The following is a 19430-nucleotide window of genomic DNA, read 5'->3' as shown; positions in this document are numbered from 1 at the left end:
GGCGCTATGTACCACAGCCATCATCACGGGGCCATGATGGATCAACAGACGGTCCTTCTACAGATTAAATAGCGATAACCTGCCGCGGAATCCCGGCAATCCCGCGGCCGGGCCGGGCGCAGGGGTGGCGGCCCTTGACCTTCCCATGATGGGAACCCTTATCTATAGAGGCAGGCAATCCTGCTGCCGCAGAAAGGCATCCGTCATGACCGCCCTCCAGCCGCTGTCCCCGCCGCCCGATCCGGGCCACGCCACAACCGTTGACCTGCCGGTCGCCGGCATGACCTGCGCCTCCTGTGCCGGCCGGGTCGAAAAAGCCCTGCGCGGTGTCCCGGGCGTCACCGCGGCGAGCGTCAACCTCGCCAGCGAGACCGCCCATGTCGAATTCGGCCCCGGCGGCGGCCTGCAGCCGCTGGTCGAGGCGGTGGCGAAAGCCGGCTACAGCGTGCCGGACCAGCATCTGCGCCTGCAGATCGAGGGCATGACCTGCGCGTCCTGCGTCGGCCGCGTCGAAAAGGCCCTGCTGAAGGTGCCCGGCGTGACCGCCGCCAGTGTCAATCTCGCCAGCGAGGCCGCCGAGGTGACCTTGCCGCGCGGCGCGGCGAGCCTGGAGACGCTGATCGCCGCGGTCGAAAAGGCGGGGTATCACGCCCGCCCTTTTGAGGACCGCGCCACGGCAGAAGCGGGCGACGATGCGGCGGCCGATCCGCGCGTAAAAGCCGTGGCGCGCGAACGCAATCTCGCCCTGCTGGCGCTCGTGCTCAGCCTGCCGCTGTTCGCCGGCATGGGCTTCGAGCTGGCCGGCCGGCATGACCTGATGCTGTCGGGTTGGGCGCAGCTTGCCATCGCCACGCCAGTGCAGTTCATCCTCGGCTGGCGTTTCTACCGCGCCGGCTGGAGCGCGCTGCGCGCCGGCACCGGCAATATGGACCTGCTGGTGGCGCTCGGGACCTCGGCCGCCTGGGGTCTCAGTACCTGGCTGCTGCTGACCGCGCCGGCGGGCAGCATGCCGCATCTCTATTTCGAGGGCTCGGCGGCGATCATCGCCTTCGTGCGCATCGGCAAGTGGCTGGAGGCGCGCGCCAAGGGCCAGACCGTGTCGGCGCTGCGGGCGCTGGAAAAACTGAAGCCGGCGACCGCGCGCATCCGCCAGGCGGATGGCCGCGAAGAGGATGTCGCCACCGCGACGCTGAAGGCCGGACAGCTGCTGGTCGTGCGCGCCGGCGAAGCCTTTGCCGCCGATGCCGAGATCGCGGAAGGCCATGGCAGTGTCGATGAATCGATGCTGACCGGTGAAAGCCTGCCGGTCGAGCGCGGACCCGGCGATGCCGTGCATGCCGGCACCATCAACCGCGATGGCCGCATCGTCGCGCGGATTACCGCCACCGGCGCCGAGACGGCGCTCAGCCGCATTGTCCGCCTGGTCGAGACGGCGCAGGCGAGCAAGCCGCCGATCCAGCAGCTGGTCGACCGCATCAGCGCCATCTTCGTGCCGGCCGTGCTGGTCGTTGCGCTCATCACTTTCGTCGTCGCCATCACGATCGGTGGCCTCGGCACCGAGGCCGCGCTGGTGCAGGCCATCGCCGTGCTGGTGATCGCCTGCCCCTGCGCGCTCGGGCTGGCGACGCCGGCGGCGCTGATGGTCGGCACCGGCATGGCGGCGCAGCACGGCATCCTGATCAAGGATGCCGAGGCACTGGAACAGGCGCGCCACCTCAAGCTGGTAGCCTTCGACAAGACCGGCACGCTGACCGAGGGCAAGCCGGTGGTCACCGATCTGATTGCGGCCGCAGGCGTCGACGACGCGGCGCTGCTGGCCGATGCCGCGGCGTTGCAGGCTGGCTCGCAGCATCCGCTGGCCGCCGCGGTGCGGGCGAAAGCCGGCGATGCCTGCCCGATCGAAGGCGTCGAGGACTTCCGCGATCATGCCGGGCGCGGCATCGGCGGCCGCATCGGCGACCGCGCGCTGCTGTTCGGCAGTGGCCGGCTGCTGGACGAGAACGGCATCGACCGGGCCGCCCTGCAGGCGCGGGCCGAGGCGCTGGCGCAGGCCGGTCGTACCGTCTCGTGGCTGGCGGAAGCCGCGCCGCGGCAACGCCTGCTCGGCCTGGTCGCCTTCGGCGACGAACCGAAAGCGACGGCGAAAGAGGCCATCGCGCGGCTGCAGGCGCTCGGCATCACCACGGTGATGCTGTCGGGCGACAGTCGTGGCGCGGCAACGGCGATTGCCCAACGCCTCGGCATCGACCGGGTCGAGGCGGAAGTGCAGCCGCAGGACAAGGCCACGCTGATCGCGGCCTTGCGCAAGGAGGCCGGCGGTCCGGTCGCCATGGTCGGCGACGGCGTGAACGACGCGCCGGCGCTGGCGGCGGCCGATGTCGGCATCGCCATGGGGACCGGCGCCGATGTCGCCATGCAGACCGCGGGCATCACCCTGATGCGCGGCGATCCGGCGCTGGTGGCCGATGCCATCGCGATTGCGCGGGCGACCGATGCCAAGATCCGCCAGAACCTGTTCTGGGCCTTCTTCTACAATCTGGTCGGCATTCCGCTCGCCGCCTTCGGCCTGCTCAGCCCGGTGATCGCCGGCGCGGCGATGGCCTTAAGCTCGGTATCGGTGCTGACCAACGCGTTGCTGCTGAAACGCTGGCGGCCCGGCCAGTGAGGAGGATGAAGTGATGAACATCGGCGAGGCGAGCGCGGCGTCCGGCGTGACGGCCAAGATGATCCGCTATTACGAAAGCATCGGCCTGATGCCCGAAGCCGGGCGCAGCCAGAGCGGCTATCGCGTCTATTCCGACAACGACGTGCATATGCTGCGGTTCATCCGGCGCTCGCGCGACCTCGGCTTCGCACTCGACGACATCCGCCTGCTGCTCGGCCTGTGGCGCGACCGCGAGCGACCCTCGGCGGCGGTGAAGGAGATCGCCGTGCGCCATATCGACGAGCTGACCGCGAAGATCGCCGAGCTGCAGGCGATGAAGCGCAGCCTGCAGCATCTGGCCGAAGCCTGCCACGGCGATGCGCGGCCGGACTGCCCGATCCTCGAGGACCTCGCCCTGAAGGACCGGGCCCTGAAGGATCGGGCGGAACCGGCTCAGAACCAGTAGCGCAGGCCGGCCCGGAAGACGTGCATCTGGGTGTCGTCGAAGCCGTCGCGGCCGTCGTCGATCCACTGATAGCGGTAGGAGGGCACCAGGTCGAAAGCCGGCGCCAGCGCGATGTTCAGGCCGACTTCGCCAAACGCCGTAAGGTTGGTGTCGGTATCGCCCTCGGCGCTGACAGTCGTGCCGCCGGAGCTGGCCGAGACGCGGTCGATGCTCTCGCGCACCGCACCGGCGCCACCGCCGATATAGGGCGAGACGCGGCCGGCGGTCGGCAGGTCGTAATAGGCCGCGCCGGTCGCCGACCACAGCTGCAGGTCGCCGTCGGCATTGCCGCCGGTGCCGCCGTAGCGGAAGCTGTCGAGGCCGACGCTGCCATAGCCGATCTCGCCTTCGAGGCGCAGGCCGTTGCGGAAACGATAGCCGCCGGCGCCGAACAGGCCGTAGCCCATGTTGTATTCGAGTGTGCTGTCGGTGCCGTTGACGGTGCCGTCGGTGTCGCGCGGCTGGATGCCGCTGCCGCCGAGCGTGCCGTACCAGCCGACATGCGGCTGCAGGGTGTCGTAGGAGACTGACTTCGCCATCGACGATGATGACGAGGACGACTGCGCCATGGCGGGAGCCGGGAGCAGCACCGGCGCGGCCAGCAGCACGAGAGCGCCGGCGACGAGAGCACGGGTCGGGAACAGGCGGGATGCAGTCATGTGGGCGATCCTTGTACCGGGGCGGACGGAGGGTTGCGCCGCTGCCGGCGGGCAAAGAAAACCCGGCCGGTGCGGCGTCTGATCCGAGGCTATTGTCGGCCCGGGCCCGAATCGTGGCACGCAACCTCGTACCGGCGGCTTGTTATGGCTTTGTCACATCTTCGCCATGGCGATGTTCCCGCCGCTTGAGATTGCGGCGGAACTGCCTAAATGATGAATCCCGCCGCCGCTTTTACGTCTGGTCCTCCCCATGTCATCCCAGTCGCGCAAATCCCCGCCGCTGCAGCCGGTCGAACCCGACTGGCAGCAGGGCCTCGTGCTGGTCTGCTCGGAATGTGACGGCGGTCGCGGCATCGGGCTCGCATCCGACCTCAAGCAGGCGCTGAAAGACGCCGGGCATAAAAAGGACGTGCGGGTCGCCCGCGTGCGCTGCCTCGGCCTCTGCCCGAAGCATGGCGTCGCCGCCACGGTGACCGGGCCGGATCGCGTGGCGCAGAGCTATGTGGTCGAGGCGAAGGACAAGGCCGCGGTGGCGGCGCTGCAGGATGCCGTGCTGCCGCCGCGTCGGCGGCGTGAGGACGCCGCCGACTGACCGGCCCTATTGCAGCGTGATGCGATACAGCCGCACGCCGCGGGCGGGGATCCGGTCGCGGATCAGGCCGCGGGCACGGTCGGCATCCGGCGGCGGCGCCTCGGCGGCCTCCTGCCAGCGCTCGATGCTGCCGAGCGGCCGGTCGAAGGCGATGCGGAAGCGGACTTCCGTCTCGCCGGCATTGACCACCAGCAGCAGGCGGCGCGGATCATTGGCGCCGTCCCAGGGTTTCAGCAGGCTGCGCAGCCCGCTGCCGTCCCCGTCTTCAGCCACCGCCAGCGTGTAGCCATCGACGGCATCGGCGCGCAGCAGCATCGGTGCCAGCCGTTCGATCCGGCGGTTCAGCAGCGCGACCGCATCCCACAGCCGGCGCGATGCGGCGATGTCGTCGGGGCTGGCGCGATAGGGCTGGCGGCCGCTGTCGGGATCGGTGCGGATGCCGTAGTCGAGCGGCGGGGCTGCGGCGATGCCGAGCATGCCGGCATTGCGCGCGGCGTAATTGTCTTCGCCCTGCCAGACCAGGCCCGAGGCGCCGGCCGCCAGCGCGCCGAAGGCAAGCAGACCGGCGGTGGTGGGGTCTGGCATCGGCTGATTGCGGGCCGGATCGGCATGGGCGCGCAGCAACGCCCAGACCGGGCGGCCGGGGGCGGTGCGGACGGCACCTGACAGCCGGGCGAGATCGCCGGCCGTATTCACCGGCACCAGCCAGGCGGCACGGCTGTCGACCAGCACGGGGTCGTCGGCCGGCGCTTCATCGGCGAGCGCCAGCAGGTGCGAGCCTTCGGCGGCGGCGCGCACCGCGGTCAGCGGCTGGCCGGGATCGGCGACCACGGCGTTGAAGCCGGCGGCATAGGCATCGCGGAAGCCCTGGCGCAGGCCGTTGCGGTAATCCACCAGCGCGCCGCCGAGCGCCAGCGGCAGCAGCGCGCGGGATGCCTCGAACTGTGTCAGCACGGCGCCGTCGCGGGTGAGCTGGGCCACACCCTGCGGATGCGGATGCTGCACGGCGCCGGGCACCGGCACGTAACCGGCGAAGCGGTCGGCGCAGCCGGCCTGCAACAAGACGGTCATCAGCAGGACGGGCCAGGCGCCGGCCGTGGCCGTTTTGCGGGCAGCGGCTGCCCATCCTTGCACTGGCGTCATGGCTGCCATGTCCGGCGCCCGCGGGCGCGCTATCTCCTTGCCGCTGTTCAGTATGAGGATTAGTAACGGGGACAACAACGGCCGCGTATACACTGTCTGTCTCCCGGCCGCCCCGACCGCAGCCCCCCGCTTATATAATAAGATGTCGTCCGCTCCCGCCTCCATCTCGCAACCCGACCCGCCGGTGGCCTTCAGTCACCGCGAGAAGATCATCATCATCGTCGGCCTCATGCTCGGCATGTTCCTCGCCGCGCTGGAGCAGACCATCATTGCCACCGCGCTGCCGCGCATCGCCGGCGATCTTGGCGGTGCCGAACACCTGTCGTGGATCGTCTCGTCCTACCTGCTGACCTCGACGGCGGTGACGCCGATCTACGGCAAGCTGTCGGACCTCTACGGCCGCAAGGTGATGTTGCAGATTGCGATCTGTGTTTTCCTGGTCACCTCGCTGCTGTGCGGTTTCGCCGGCAGCATGGTCCAGCTGATCATCTTCCGCGCCCTGCAGGGCCTGGGTGGCGGCGGCCTGCTTGCCATGGCGCATGCCACCATCGCCGACATCATCAGTCCACGCGAGCGCGGCCGCTACCAGGGCTATATCGCCAGCGTGTTCGCAGCCTCCAGCGTGATCGGCCCGGTACTCGGCGGCCTGTTCGCCGAACATCTCGGCTGGCCGTGGATCTTCTGGCTCAACATCCCGATCGGCCTTGCCGCGCTGGCGGTGTCGCAGAAGACGCTCGGCCGACTGAAGCCCAAGCGGCTGCGCCACCGCATCGACTATTTCGGTGCCGTGCTGATCGTCTCGGCCGTTACCTGCGTGCTGCTGGTCACCACCATGGGCGGCAACGAATTCCCCTGGGCCTCGCCGGAAATCGTCGGGCTGGGCATCGCCGCCGTGATCCTGTTCCTGCTGGCTGTGGTGCAGGAGCGTCGCGCCGCCGAGCCGATCCTGCCACCGCGGCTGTTCCACAACCACACCTACGTCATCGTCATCTCGCTCAACCTGATGATCTCGATGGTGATGATCGGCGGCCTGATCTTCATGCCGCTGTTCCTGCAGATGGTCTACAAGCTGTCGTCGTCCGATGCCGGCCTGATGCTGATCCCGCTGAGCTGCTTCACGGTGGCCGGCGCCATCACCGCCGGCCGCCTGGTGGCGCATACCGGCCGCTACAAGATCTTCCCGGTCATCGGCTTCAGCATCCTGACCGTCGCGCTGCTGCTGCTGTCGACGGTGACCGGCACGACGCCGCTGTGGCTGACCGGTGTCTTCATGGCGCTGAACGGCTTCGGCCTCGGCCTGGTCATGCCGGTGATGCTGGTGGCGATCCAGAATGCCGTCGAGCCGCGCGACATGGGCGTCGGCACCGCTTCGGTCAGCTTCTTCCGCACCATGGGCGGCTCGTTCGGTGTCGCACTCTACGGCGCCGTGCTGATCGCCCGCCTCGACGTCCTGTTCGACGCCCTGCCCGGGGCCGCCGATATCGCCCGGCTGATGGGCGGCTCGCCCGGCGTCGTCCTGCTGCATGACGGCCGTAAGGCGCTCGCCGCGCTGCCCGATGCGCTGCATGATCCGGCGATCACCGCTATCGGCGGCGCCTTCCATGAGCTCTTCTGGCTTGGCGCCGCCATCGCCATTGTCTCACTCGGCGTGGTGCTGCGCCTGCGCGAGATCCCGCTGCGCGAGACGGCTGCGGCCGTTACCGCCCCGGCGCCCGGAGATGACTAGAACGCGGGACGACTGGGACGGCTAGGCGGTACCCACCGCCTGGCGGCCGGCGCGGATTTCCCGCAGCAGCAGCAGGCCGGCGAGACCGGCGGCGACGATGTTCAGCAGCGCCGCACCCGGCAGCATGTCGACCGGTACCAGCAGGCCGAGACCGGCCAGCGCGAACAGCCAGCGGGACGCTGCCCCCAGCGGTCGCGTCAGGAAGCCGACCACGGCGACCGAGCCGAAGAACACGCCGCCCAGCGCGGTGACCACCGACAGGACCACGGATTCCGTCGGCCCGATCAGCAGCAGCGACGGCGACAGCGCGAACAGGAAGGGCAGCACGAAGGCGGCCCAGCCGGTCTTCACTGCCAGCCAGCCGGTCTTCCACGGATCGGTGCCGGCGATATTGGCGGCGGCAAAGGCGGCCAGCGCCACCGGCGGCGTGATCATCGACAGCATGCCGAAATACATCACGAACATATGCGCCTGGATGGCGCTGATGCCGGCCTCGACCAGTGCCGGCGCCGCCAGTGTGGCGAGGATGACATAGACGCCGACGGTCGGCATGCCCATGCCGAGCACCACGGCGACCATGGCGGTGACGCCGAGCAGCACATAAAGGTTGTTGCCGCTGGCCGACAGCAGCTGCAGGGTCAGGCCGAACGACAGTCCGGTGATGTTGAGTGCGCCGATGACGAGGCCGGCGGCGGCGGTGATCACGACCACGTCGAGTGTCGCCGATCCGGTCGAGATCACCGCGACCAGCGCGGCGCGCGGGCTGAGCCGCTTGCCGCCATAGCCGAACAGCATGCCGGTCACCAGCAGGATGCCGGCGGCGAGCAAAGCTGTGTATTCCGCCTGCAAGTTCCAGCGCGTCAGGCCGAGGATCAGCACAATGAAGGGGATCGGGAAATGCCAGCCTTTCTTCAGCGTGGCGCGCAAGGATGGGATCTGGTCGGCCGGCAGGGCGGCGATATCGAGCCGGCGCGCCTCGAGATCGACCTGGATGAACAGCGCGGCGTAATACAGCAGGGCCGGCGTGATCGCCGCCAGCATCACCTCGCCATAGGAAATCTGCAGGTATTCCGCCATCAGGAAGGCGGCGGCGCCCATCACCGGCGGCATCAGCTGGCCGCCGGTCGAGCCGACCGCCTCGACGGAAGCTGCCAGCGCCGGGCGGAAGCCGGCGCGCGCCATCAGCGGAATGGTGATCGAGCCGACGCCGGCGACATTGGCCACCGCCGAGCCCGAGACCATGCCGAACAGCGCCGAGCCGAAGACGGCGATCTTGGCGGCGCCGCCGCGCATGCGGCCCATCAGGGCCAGCGACAGATCAGTGAAGAAGTCGCCGCCGCCCGACCGTGCCAGGATCTGGCCCATCAGGATGAAGGGCACCACGACGATGATCGCCACCTGCAGCGGCGTGCCGAGCACGGCGTTGGTGTCGATGCCGAGGTAGACGACGAGGCGGCCGAGCGAGACCGGCCGGGTGGCGAAGGCGCCCGGCAGCAGGTGACCGAGCAGGGCATAGGCGACCAGCACGGTGATCACGATGACGAGCGTCGGCCCGGCGACGCGGCGGGTGGCTTCGAGGATCAGCAGCACCAGCGCGGTGCCGATGGCCAGTCCGATCGGCGGCAGGTAGACCAGCTCGTCGACCAGCGCCGGGTAAAAGATCGCGAGATACCAGCAGGCGGCGGCGGCAATCGCGGCACAGGCATAATCCGACAGCCGCCAGGCGAGGCCGCCGCCTTCGCGCTTCAGCGGGAACAGCAGGAAGACCAGGGCGAGCGAGCCGCCGAGCGTGGCGGCGATGAACTGTTCGGTATAGATGCCGAGGTCGAGCATGCCGGGCACGTCGATCACCCACATCACGACCAGCGCGATCACCAGGGTCTGCAGCGCCCATGACATCGCCCGCAGCAGCGCGGGAGCGGGTTTCGACGGCATGATGGTTTCCTTCCTCGGTACTTTTTGCGATGCGCCGGCTCTGCGGCCGGACGGGGGATGCGGGATTGATACAGGACTACGGTGTGCGCCAGCCGAGCCGGCGCGACAGATCGCCGGTCGCCCGGTGCAGCGCTGTCAGCAGCGGGCCGTCCGGCCGCAGGTCGAGCGCGCTCTGCGGGCAGACCATCGACAGCGCGGCGGCCAGCTTGCCTTCGTGGTTGAACACCGGCGCGGCGACGGCGCCGAAGCCCTCGAAGACCTGGTTCCTGGTGCTGGCGACATGCCGGTCGCGGATCTCGTCGAGCACCGCGTCCAGCGCCGCCGGGTCGATGCCGCGGGCCAGCGGCAGGCGGTCGCGTTCCTCCTCGCGCAGGCGCCGGGTCAGCACCGGCGGCAGGTGGGCGAGGAAGGTGCGGCCGGTCGCCGAGGTGGTCAGCGGCAGCACATAGCCGACCCGGATCGACAGCGGCGTCTCGCGGCTGCCCTCCAGGCGGCGCACGATGCAGGGGCCGCGGTTGCCCCAGACGGTCAGATAGGCGGTCTCGCCGGTTTCGGCGCGTAGCGCCTCCATCGGTTCCTCGGCCAGGGCGACGACATCATTCTGGTCGATGGCAGCGAGCCCGAGCTCCATGGCGGTGGGGCCGAGCGCATAGCGGCCGTCCGCCTCCGACTGGGTCAGCAGGCCGAGCTGCACGAAGCTGGCGAGATAGGGATGCGCCTTGCTGGCGGTCATGTCGGCGGCGGCGGCGAGCTGTTTCAGCGGCAGCGGCCCGCGCGCGTCGATCAGCGCCCGCACCAGGCGGAAGCCGACGCCGATGGACTGGATGCCGCGCCGCGCGGCGGGCGTCTCTGCATTCACCTGTATTCCTCCCGGGGCAGCCGGTATTGACTCGCTGCCGATATCATTTAACATTATCAAGTAGCGTTCAACAATATTAAATTTCCGTGGGAGGAAACATGAAACGCCTGATGCTGGCGGCGGTCGCCGTCCTGACGCTCGCCATTCCCCTTCACGCCCAGCCCGCCCGGGCCCAGCAGCCGCTCGGCATCGGCACCATGGGCCAGGGCACGCTCGGCTATGCCATGGGCGCCGCCATCGCCACCGTGCTGCAGGAAAAGGCCGGCCTGTCGGCGCGCATCCAGCCGTCGTCGGGCACCAGCTCGTACCTGCCGCTGATCAACAGCGGCGAGCTGGATTTCGGCATCGCCAATATCCTCGAGGCGCGCGAGGCCATGCTGACCGGCGACCGCAAGCTGCAGAACCTGCGCTTCGCCTCGGTGCTGTTTCCCTTCCGCGTCGGCCTGTTCGTCAAGAAGGACAGCCCGGCGAAGACCATCGCCGACCTGAAAGGCCTGCGGGTCACCTACGGCTATTCCAGCCAGGCGACCATCGAGACGGTGATCGACGGCCTGCTGGCCAACGGCGGCCTGAAGCGCGATGACGTACGCCGCGTGCTGGTGCCCAACGTGGTGCGCGGCGCCGACGACTTCGCGTCCGGCAAGGTCGATGCCGCCTTCTTCGCCATCGGCGGCGGCAAGGTCTCGGAAGTCGACGCCTCGGTCGGCGGCATCCGCTTCATCCCGCTGTCCGACCAGCTCGAGGCGATCGCCCGCATGACCAAGGCGGTGCCGGGCAGCTACATCACCATGGTGCAGCCGCGCAACGGCATGGCCGGCGTCGACCAGCCGATCGCCGCCATGGCCTATGACTACATGCTGCTGACCGGCAAGCATGTGCCGGATGCCACCGTGCACAAGGCGCTCAAGGCGCTGGCCGACAACAAGGAGGCCCTGGTGGCGTCACTTGCAGCCTTCAATGCCTTCGACAAGGCCCGCATGGCCAAGAGCGTCGACCTGCCGGTGCATCCCGGCGCGCAGGCCTTCTTCGCCGAGGCCGGCCTGAAGAAATGATCCGTGCCGGCGCCCGGATCTGTCCGCCAGTGGCCGGCCGGGCGCCGCATCCTCCCCTGACTTCGAGGTTTCCATGAATGACGTCCTGATCGTCGGTGCCGGTATCGGCGGCCTGACCACTGCGCTCTACCTGCACCGGCTCGGCATCCCCTGCCGGGTGATCGAGGCGGTGCCGGAAATCCGGCCGCTCGGCGTCGGCATCAACCTGCTGCCGCATGCGATGAAGGAACTCGGCGACCTCGGCCTGCAGCCGGCGCTGGAGGCGATCGCCGTCGAGACGCAGGAGATGCGCTTCTACAACCGCCATGGCCAGTTTGCCTTCCGCGAGGCGCGCGGTCGCTTTGCCGGCTATGACGCGCCACAGCTGTCGATCCATCGCGGCGACCTGCAGATGATCCTGTTCCGCACGGTGCAGGAGCGCCTCGGCGCCGACCGCATCCATCTCGGCCGCCGGCTGCTGAAGGCCGAGCAGGACGACACCGGCGTCACCTTGCATCTGGCCGATACCGTCACCGGCGAGAGCGTGCCGCCGCTGCGTGGCGACATCCTGATCGGCTGCGACGGCATCCAGTCGGTGCTGCGCAAGCAGCTCTATCCGGCCGAGGGCGACCCGGTCTATTCCGGCATCAACATGTGGCGCGGCGTCACCTGGGCGAAACCCTACCTGACCGGCGCCAGCATGGTGCTGGCCGGCTGGCTCGAGGTCGGCAAGCTGGTGATCTACCCGATCCGCAAGGCGCTGGATGCCCAAGGCCGCCAGCTGATCAACTGGGTGGCCGAGATCGAGTCCGACAAATACGAGAAGAACGACTGGAACCAGAAGGGCCGGCTGGAGGATTTCTTCCCGGTGTTCCGCGACTGGCGTTTCGACTGGCTCGACATGGCCGGCCTGCTGGAAAACGCCGAGATCATCCTCGAATACCCGATGGTCGACCGCGATCCGCTGCCGCGCTGGAGCTTCGGCCGCATGACCCTGCTCGGCGATGCGGCGCATCCGATGTATCCGCGCGGCTCGAACGGCGCCGGCCAGGCGATCCTCGATGCGCGGGCGCTGGCCGGTCACCTCAAGGCCGCCGGCGCCGGCGATCCGGTTCCCGCCCTGCGCGCGTATGACGCGGAACGCAACCCGGCGACGGCCAAGGTGGTGCTGACCAACCGGCAGAATCCCCCCGATGCCATCCTGCGCGAAGTGCACCAGCGCACCGGCGGGCGGCCGTTCGAACGCATCGAGGATGTCATCAGCCAGGACGAGATGGTCGCCATGTCGGAAGGCTACAAGAAGACCGCCGGCTTCGACCGTGGCAGCCTAGCGCAGAAGACTCCGCTCGCCTCGTAACGGTATCGCATAAACCACAGCAATCATCCTTGCTTTGGCGGGCGCTTCACGGCATGAGTCACGGCCATGCCGCGCACCCCGCCCCGCACTGCCGTCGCCCGTCTTGCCGCCATGCTGTTTGCCGTGGCGACGCTTTTGCCGTTTTCCGCGGCTGCCGCCACGGTGAAGGTGGAGGGCCGCCAGATCCTGGTCGACGGCAAGCCGTTCACCCCGCGCGGCGTCGACGGCCAGCAACGGCTCGGCCTGCTGCCCGGGCTTGGCGCCAACACGGTGCGCACTTACGGCGACGAGACCGGCTATGTGCTCGACGAGGCGCAGAAGCATGGCCTCAAGGTGATCGCCGGCTTCTGGCTGGAGCAGCCGCGCAAGGGCTTTGACTACAAGAACCTCGCCCAGGTCGGCCCGCAGCTGCAGAAGCTGCAGGCCTTCGTCGAGCGCTTCCGCAACCATCCGGCGCTGCTGATGTGGGGCATCGGCAATGAGGTCGAGGCCGAACTCGCCGACGACAGCGCGGTCTGGCCCGGCATCGAGGACGCCGCCAAGCTGGTGCGCCGGCTCGACCCGAACCATCCGACGCTCGCCGTGCTGGCCGAAACCGGCAAGCACAAGATCGCCCGCCTGATGAAACTGGCACCTTCGATCCAGGTGCTCGGCATCAACTCCTACGGCGATGCGCTGCCGAGCCTGCCCGAGCGGGTGCATGAACAGGGCTGGCGCGGCCCGCTGCTGGTCACCGAGATGGGGCCGCTCGGCCAGTGGGCGGCGCCGAAGACCGCCTGGGGCGCGCCGATCGAGCCGACCAGCACCGAGAAGGCGACCCTGCTGTCGCGCTACATGACCGCGCTGCTGCCGCAGACCCAGGGCCAGTTCCTGTTCTACTGGGGCCAGAAGCAGGAAGTCACCCCGACCTGGCACAGCATGCTGCTGCAGGGCGGCGAATGGCAGCAGAGCGCCGAAGTGATGGCGCAGGCCTGGGGCGGCAAGCCGCCGAACGGCAACCGGGCGCCGCGGATCCTGCTGCTGCGCTTTCCGCAGGGCAACGACTGGCCGCGCGGCGACACGCGGCGGGCCGAGATCTCGGTCGACGATCCGGATGGCGATCCGCTCGGCGTGGTGTGGTCGGTGATGGCCGAAAGCACCGACCGCAAGACCGGCGGCGATGCCGAGGCGGTGCCGCAGAACTTCCCGCAGGCGTTGCGCGATCCCGCGCCCAAGGGCGTCGGCATCGCCGGCCTCGAGCCCGGCAACTACCGCCTGTTCGTCACCGTGCGCGACGGCAAGGGCGCGGCGGCCACCGGCAACCTGCCGTTCAGAATCCGCTGATCCGGCCGGGTGCGCTGATTATCTGATCAGTCCCTAACGGCAGTCGCCGCTGCGCATCGCAACATGCAGGATGCCGGCGCGGCCGGCGCCGGAATCCGGCCCCTCGACCGTGCCGAAGCTGCGACAGGCGGCATCGCGCAGGTCGTGCAGGAAGGCTTTCGCCGGTGCATCGCTGCCCTGCCAGTCGCGCTTGATGGCGATCTGCCGGCCGTCAGCCAGGATGAAGCCGGCGATGTCGAGCGCATTGGCCTTCGCATAGTCGCCGGCGGCAGCGGTATGGCTGCCGGGCGTGCAGGCATAGCTGCCCAGGTGCGACACCTGGGCGACCGGCGTACCAAGCCGCGCCTTTGCCAGCGGCTGCAGGTCATGGTCCTCGAACATCGCATAGGCGAGCGCCAGCGGGCAGCTCGCCGGGAAACTGCTGTTCAGTCGCGCGCGGCCGGCTTCGACCCGTACCGCCTGATGCAGCGGACAGGCGGCATCGCCGCCGCCATCGGGGATCGGCTCGGTGCGCAGGCCCGCGGTGGCCAGCGCGGCGCGGCAATAGCCCGGGTCGCGGTCGGCGCGGGCAAGCTTGATGCGGGTCGCCGGTGTCACCGGATCGCCGACGGCCAGCGGCGCGAAGGGGTTCCAGGCGCGCAGCATATCCGGCCGCGCGAAAGCCAGGACCGCCAGCGCGCCGGCTGCAACCACCGGCAGCGACAGCCAGATCAGAAATCGCTTGGTCATCGACTTGCTCTCCCGAGGTGCAGCCATCCTCCGGCGGCACTAAGGCGAAATCTGGGCGAATGAACATGGCGATGTTCATTCGAAGTCACTGAACTTTAATCCGAAGGCAAATCGCCCGTCACACAGTTCATATGAACTCGGTGCCATGAAGGTGCCGAGGGGGATATCGCAAGCGGCCGCCGTGCCCTGCCATGCCGGAAGGCGGCGGGCGGGTGCGGCCATGACGCGGATCGTGCCATGACACGGATCGTGGTCGAGACTATCGCCCGCTGCTGGGGTGCCGTGCGTGCCGTCGACGATGTCAGCTTTACCGCCGAGGCCGGCCAGCTTCTCGTGCTGCTCGGTCCGTCGGGCTGCGGCAAGTCGACGACCCTGCGGCTGATCGCCGGCCTCGAGGCGGCGAGCGCGGGCCGCATCCTGATCGGCGACCGCGATGTGACGCATCTGCCGCCGGCCGAGCGCCGCATCGCCATGGTGTTCCAGTCCTACGCCCTGTTTCCGCATCTGACGGTAGCCGAGAATATCGTCTTCGGCCTGAAGGTGCGCCGGCTGCCGCGTGCCGAACGCGACGCACGGCTCAAGCGTGTCGCGGCACTGGTCGGCCTCGAACCGTATCTCGGCCGGCGGCCGGCGGAACTCTCCGGCGGCCAGCGCCAGCGCGTCGCGCTTGGCCGCGCCATCATCGCCGAGGCGCCGGTCTGCCTGATGGACGAGCCGCTCAGCAATCTCGACGCCCAGCTGCGCCACGAGATGCGCAGCGAGATCCGCAGCCTGCAGCAAAGGCTGGGGATGACGATGATCTACGTCACCCACGACCAGACCGAAGCGATGACCATGGCCGACCGCATCATCCTGATGCGCGCGGGCCGCATTGCCGAGGCCGGCACGCCGGACGCGCTGTATGGCCGGCCGCAGACGGCCTTTGCAGCGCGCTTCCTCGGCACGCCGCCGATGAACCTGCTGCCGCTCGGGCCATTGCGGCCGCTGCTGGCGCCCGACCTGCGCGCGGCCCTGCCCGGCGGGATCGGCGCCGATGCCCAGCTTGGCATCAGGCCGGAGGCGATCAGCCTCGGCGAGACCGGCGTCGCCGCGCTGGTGGAGGCGGCCGAATATCTCGGCGCCGATACCGTGCTGCTGTGCCGGATCGGCGAGACCGCCATCGCCGCCCGCATTCCCGGCCATCCGCGCCTGCGCGCCGGCGATGCCGTGCGGCTCGGCTGGACCGCCGGGGACCAGCATCTGTTTGCCAATGACGGCTGGCGCATCGCGACGCCGGCCGGCCACCCCCAGTCTTCCCGCAGCAAGGAGAGTGCAGCATGACCCTGACGACCAAACTGCCAATGAAAACCTGGTTCGGCCTCGCTGCCGGCCTCGGCCTCGCCCTGTCGCTGGCCGGACAGGCCGGCGCCACCGATCTCACCTTCTACTATCCGGTCGCTGTCGGCGGCCCGGTCACCAAGGTGATCGACGGCATGGCCGCGGATTTCGAGAAGGCGAATCCGGACATCCATATCAAGCCGGTCTATGCCGGCTCGTATCAGGACACCATTGCCAAGACGCTGACCGCGCTGAAGGGCGGCGACGCGCCGCAGGTGGCGGTGATCCTGTCGACCGACATGTTCACCCTGATCGACGAGGATGCCATCGTCCCGTTCGACAGCCTGGCCAAGACCGCCGACGACAAGGCCTGGCTGAAGGGCTTCTATCCCGGCTTCATGGAAAACAGCCAGACCGGCGGCAAGACCTGGGGTGTGCCGTTCCAGCGCTCGACCGTGGTGATGTTCTGGAACAAGGAGCTGTTCAAGGAGGCCGGCCTCGATCCGGAGAAGCCGCCGCAGACCTGGGCGGAGCTCGTCAGCATGGGCAAGAAGCTGACCAGGCGCGACGCCGCGGGCAATGTCACCAGCTGGGGCATCCAGGTGCCGTCGTCGGGCTTTCCCTACTGGCTGTTCCAGTGCTTCACCACCCAGAATGACGTGAAGCTGATGAACAGCGCCGGCAACCAGACCTATTTCGACAAGCCCGCCGTGGTCGAGGCCCTGCAATACTGGGTCGATCTCAGCCGCAAGGACAAGATCCATCCGCCGGGCATCGTCGAATGGGGCACCACGCCGAAGGACTTCTTCGAGAAGAAGGCGGCGATGATCTGGACCACCACCGGCAACCTGACCAACATCCGCAAGAATGCCAAGTTCGAGTTCGGCACTGCCATGCTGCCGGCCGGCAAGCGGCGCGGCTCGCCGACCGGCGGCGGCAACTTCTACGTCTTCAAGAGCGGCTCGGCCGAACAGCAGGCCGCCGCCTTCAAATTCGCCAAGTGGATGACCGAGCCCAAGCGTGCCGCCGAATGGGCGATCGCCACCGGCTATGTCGCTGTTTCGCCGGCGGCCTGGCAGACCAAGGAGATGAAGGATTACGTCGCCGAATTCCCGGCCCCGCTGGTTGCCCGCGACCAGCTCGAGCATGCGGTGGCGGAGCTGTCGACGCATGAAAACCAGCGCGTCACCAAGGCCCTGAACGACGGCCTGCAGGCGGCGCTGACCGGTGCGAAAAGCCCCAAGCAGGCGATGGAAGACGCCCAGCGCGAGGCCGACCGCATCCTCAAGGCCTATCGCTGACACCCGGCGGGGCGGCGCACACCGCCCCGCCATTCCTCCCTTCCCCAGCCGGATCGTCATGTCGCGCTTCCGCACCGATATTCAGGGCTGGCTGCTGCTGCTGCCGGCTGCCGTGCTGCTCGCCGCCTTCACGCATTATCCGGCGCTGGCCACCCTGTGGTTCAGCTTCTTCACCACGCCGCGAGGCAACCGTCCGGCCCGCTTCATCGGGCTGGAGAATTACCATGCCATGCTGGCCGACCCGGTGTTCTGGACGGCCTTAAGCAATTCGCTGCTCTTCGCGCTGGTCACCGTGCCGCTGATCATCGCTATCGCCCTGGCCATGGCCTTGTGGGTGAACAGCCGCATCGGCGGTCGCGGCCTGCTGCGGCTGGCCTATTTCACCCCGACCATCCTGCCGATGATCGCGGTCGCCAATATCTGGCTGTTTTTCTACACCCCCGATTACGGCCTGCTCGACCAGATCCGCGGCCTGTTCGGCCTGCCCGCCGTCAACTGGCTGGGCAGCCGCGACACGGCGCTGTGGTGCCTGATGGCGGTCAGCGTGTGGAAGGAGGCCGGCTTCTTCATGATCTTCTACCTCGCCGCCCTGCAGCAGATTTCGCCTGACCTGGCCGAGGCTGCCGCCATGGAAGGCGCCGGCCGCTGGCACATCTTCCGCCGCATCACCTTTCCGCTCTTGATGCCAACGACGCTGTTCGTGCTGGTCAATGCGGTGATCAATGCCTTCCGCGTCGTCGACCATGTGGTGGTGATGACGCGCGGCGGGCCGGACAATGCCTCGACCCTGCTGCTGTTCTACATCTTCGAGACCGGCTTCAAGTTCTGGGACCAGGGTTACGCCGCGGCGCTGACCATGGTGCTGCTGGCTTTGCTGGCCCTGCTGGCCGTGGTGCAGTTCGGCCTGCTCGAAAAGCGGATCCACTACCGGTGACGGCGGCACTCGACATGGCGGCATCGCCGGCGGTGGCACGGCCACGGCCGCTCCGCGCCGATGTCGTGCTGAATGGCGCCGCGGCCTGGCTGCTCGGCCTGCTCTGGCTGCTGCCGCTGCTCTACGCGATCTGGACCGCCTTCCATCCCGCCGCCTTCTCGGCGCATTTCGACCCGCTGGCGCCGCTGACGCTGGAGAATTTCACCGCCGCCTGGAACTCGGCGCCATTCCCGCGCTATGTGCTCAACACGGTCATCCTGGTGACGGCCATTCTTGCCGGCCAGTTCCTGCTCTGCACGCTGGCCGCCTACGCCTTCGCGCGGTTCAGCTTTCGCGGCAGCAATGTGGCCTTCGCCCTGGTGCTGGTGCAGCTGATGATGATGCCCGACATGCTGCTGGTGGAGAATTACCGCACCATGCATCAGCTCGGCCTGGTCGACAGCATCGCCGGGATCGCGCTGCCCTACATGGCCTCGGGCTTCGGCATCTTCCTGCTACGCCAGGCCTTCAAGACGGTGCCAGGGGAGCTGGAGGAGGCCGCCCGTCTCGAAGGCTGCGGCGCGCTGGGTGTGTTGTGGCGGGTCTATGTGCCGTTGGCGCGGCCGGTCTATCTCGCCTATGGCCTCGTCTCGGTCAGCTATCACTGGAACAACTTCCTGTGGCCGCTGATCATCACCAATTCGGTCGAGACGCGGCCGCTCACCGTCGGCCTGTCAGTCTTCGCCGGCACCGACCAGGGCATCGACTGGTCGGTGATCTGCGCCGCCACATTGCTGACCGCGGCACCGCTGCTGATCGCCTTCCTGCTGTTCCAGCGCCAGTTCGTGCAGAGCTTCATGCGCGCGGGCATCCGCTAGCCACAAAAAAGAAAGGCGGGCATCGCGGCCCGCCTTAGCATGGGATTCAATCCGGCCTGACGCTCAGGCGGCCTCTTCCAGCAGCAGCTGGGTCTCGGCCCCGCTGACCAGACGGTCGAGATCGAGCAGCGAGACCATGCGCTCCGCGCGTGCGGCCAGTGCCAGCAGCAGGCCGTTGCCGTCGGTGGCGGCCGGCGGCACCGGCTGCAGCTCGGCATCGTCCAGCGTCAGGATGTCCGACACGCTGTCGACCAGCAGGCCGAACTGGCCGGCGGCGGCCTCCACCACGATCACCACATGGGTGGCGGTCGGCGGCGTCGCCGCGGCGCCGAGCCGGACGCGCAGGTCGAAGATCGGCACCACCTGGCCACGCAGGTTGATGATGCCGCGCACCCCGGCCGGCGCGTTCGGCAGGGGGGTCTCGGCGGTCCAGCCACGGATTTCGCGCACCGCCAGAATGGCGGCGCCATAGTCCTGGCCGGCGATGGCGAAGGTCAGGTATTCGCTCGTGCTCATGG

At 68.6% G+C, this 19430-nt stretch carries 17 protein-coding genes; 11 read left to right on the top strand and 6 right to left on the bottom strand.

The annotated features are described in order from the left end of the window. The first annotated feature begins 205 nt into the window (after positions 1-205). Entirely contained in the window at positions 206-2665 is a 2460-nt protein-coding gene (locus tag ACFOOQ_RS08030) for a heavy metal translocating P-type ATPase (protein ID WP_379724161.1), read from the top strand. Between the two features lie 13 nt (positions 2666-2678). Then, on the top strand, positions 2679-3110 hold the full coding sequence (cueR, locus tag ACFOOQ_RS08025; RefSeq protein WP_379724159.1) for a Cu(I)-responsive transcriptional regulator: 432 nt from the start codon (positions 2679-2681) through the stop codon (positions 3108-3110). Here the strand turns inward: cueR and ACFOOQ_RS08020 are convergent. After that, positions 3098-3808: an outer membrane protein gene (locus tag ACFOOQ_RS08020; RefSeq protein WP_379724156.1), complete on the bottom strand. Its 711-nt coding sequence runs from the start codon at positions 3806-3808 to the stop codon at positions 3098-3100. The genes cueR and ACFOOQ_RS08020 overlap by 13 nt on opposite strands. Before the next feature lie 250 nt (positions 3809-4058). Here ACFOOQ_RS08020 and ACFOOQ_RS08015 point away from each other — a divergent pair, with 250 nt between their 5' ends. Then, the gene (locus tag ACFOOQ_RS08015) at positions 4059-4400 is read left to right on the top strand and encodes a hypothetical protein (protein ID WP_379724153.1); all 342 of its coding nucleotides are present in this window, start codon (positions 4059-4061) and stop codon (positions 4398-4400) included. Positions 4401-4406: 6 nt separating this feature from the next. Here ACFOOQ_RS08015 and ACFOOQ_RS08010 read toward each other — a convergent pair whose 3' ends face one another. Next, positions 4407-5471 carry a hypothetical protein gene (locus tag ACFOOQ_RS08010; RefSeq protein WP_379724150.1) on the bottom strand — a complete coding sequence of 355 codons (1065 nt, stop codon included), beginning with the start codon at positions 5469-5471 and terminating at the stop codon, positions 4407-4409. 214 nt (positions 5472-5685) lie between these two features. Between ACFOOQ_RS08010 and ACFOOQ_RS08005 the strand changes: the two genes are divergently transcribed. Continuing rightward, positions 5686-7269: an MDR family MFS transporter gene (locus tag ACFOOQ_RS08005; protein ID WP_379724147.1), complete on the top strand. Its 1584-nt coding sequence runs from the start codon at positions 5686-5688 to the stop codon at positions 7267-7269. A gap of 21 nt (positions 7270-7290) precedes the next feature. Here ACFOOQ_RS08005 and ACFOOQ_RS08000 read toward each other — a convergent pair whose 3' ends face one another. Both ACFOOQ_RS08000 and ACFOOQ_RS07995 read right to left on the bottom strand, forming a co-directional pair. Then, positions 7291-9204 carry a TRAP transporter permease gene (locus ACFOOQ_RS08000; RefSeq protein ID WP_379724144.1) on the bottom strand — a complete coding sequence of 638 codons (1914 nt, stop codon included), beginning with the start codon at positions 9202-9204 and terminating at the stop codon, positions 7291-7293. Positions 9205-9280: 76 nt separating this feature from the next. Next, positions 9281-10063, bottom strand: coding sequence for an IclR family transcriptional regulator (locus tag ACFOOQ_RS07995; RefSeq protein ID WP_379724141.1), 783 nt, complete (start codon positions 10061-10063; stop codon positions 9281-9283). Between the two features lie 98 nt (positions 10064-10161). Between ACFOOQ_RS07995 and ACFOOQ_RS07990 the strand changes: the two genes are divergently transcribed. The 3 genes from ACFOOQ_RS07990 (at position 10162) to ACFOOQ_RS07980 (ending at position 13774) form a co-directional block, all read left to right on the top strand. Next, positions 10162-11115: a TAXI family TRAP transporter solute-binding subunit gene (locus tag ACFOOQ_RS07990; protein WP_379724139.1), complete on the top strand. Its 954-nt coding sequence runs from the start codon at positions 10162-10164 to the stop codon at positions 11113-11115. A 73-nt stretch (positions 11116-11188) separates the two neighbouring features. Further along, positions 11189-12451 (top strand): flavin-dependent oxidoreductase, encoded by a 1263-nt coding sequence (locus ACFOOQ_RS07985; RefSeq protein WP_379724135.1) that lies wholly within the window; start codon positions 11189-11191, stop codon positions 12449-12451. A 66-nt stretch (positions 12452-12517) separates the two neighbouring features. Next, on the top strand, positions 12518-13774 hold the full coding sequence (locus ACFOOQ_RS07980; protein WP_379724132.1) for a glycoside hydrolase family 2 TIM barrel-domain containing protein: 1257 nt from the start codon (positions 12518-12520) through the stop codon (positions 13772-13774). Between the two features lie 33 nt (positions 13775-13807). On the opposite strand, the gene ACFOOQ_RS07975 is transcribed toward ACFOOQ_RS07980, so the two are convergent. After that, positions 13808-14503: an extensin-like domain-containing protein gene (locus tag ACFOOQ_RS07975; protein WP_379724128.1), complete on the bottom strand. Its 696-nt coding sequence runs from the start codon at positions 14501-14503 to the stop codon at positions 13808-13810. A gap of 237 nt (positions 14504-14740) precedes the next feature. On the opposite strand from ACFOOQ_RS07975, the gene ACFOOQ_RS07970 reads away from it, so the two are divergent. Genes ACFOOQ_RS07970 through ACFOOQ_RS07955 form a run of 4 tightly spaced genes read left to right on the top strand, consistent with a single transcriptional unit; the run spans position 14741 to position 18912 of the window. Further along, positions 14741-15823: an ABC transporter ATP-binding protein gene (locus ACFOOQ_RS07970; protein WP_379724125.1), complete on the top strand. Its 1083-nt coding sequence runs from the start codon at positions 14741-14743 to the stop codon at positions 15821-15823. Next, positions 15820-17121 carry an ABC transporter substrate-binding protein gene (locus ACFOOQ_RS07965; protein ID WP_379724122.1) on the top strand — a complete coding sequence of 434 codons (1302 nt, stop codon included), beginning with the start codon at positions 15820-15822 and terminating at the stop codon, positions 17119-17121. Before ACFOOQ_RS07970 ends, ACFOOQ_RS07965 begins: the two co-directional genes overlap by 4 nt. A 58-nt stretch (positions 17122-17179) precedes the next feature. Then, positions 17180-18055 carry a carbohydrate ABC transporter permease gene (locus ACFOOQ_RS07960; RefSeq protein ID WP_379724120.1) on the top strand — a complete coding sequence of 292 codons (876 nt, stop codon included), beginning with the start codon at positions 17180-17182 and terminating at the stop codon, positions 18053-18055. Further along, positions 18052-18912: a carbohydrate ABC transporter permease gene (locus ACFOOQ_RS07955; RefSeq protein WP_379724117.1), complete on the top strand. Its 861-nt coding sequence runs from the start codon at positions 18052-18054 to the stop codon at positions 18910-18912. Before ACFOOQ_RS07960 ends, ACFOOQ_RS07955 begins: the two co-directional genes overlap by 4 nt. A 63-nt stretch (positions 18913-18975) precedes the next feature. On the opposite strand, the gene ACFOOQ_RS07950 is transcribed toward ACFOOQ_RS07955, so the two are convergent. Beyond that, positions 18976-19428, bottom strand: coding sequence for a chemotaxis protein CheW (locus ACFOOQ_RS07950; RefSeq protein ID WP_379724113.1), 453 nt, complete (start codon positions 19426-19428; stop codon positions 18976-18978). Between the last annotated feature and the right edge of the window lie 2 nt (positions 19429-19430).

Origin of the sequence: Ferrovibrio xuzhouensis, assembly GCF_042648965.1 — a bacterium.
Taxonomy (GTDB): Bacteria; Pseudomonadota; Alphaproteobacteria; order Ferrovibrionales; family Ferrovibrionaceae; genus Ferrovibrio; species Ferrovibrio xuzhouensis.
This window is presented reverse-complemented; position numbering and strand designations above follow the sequence as displayed.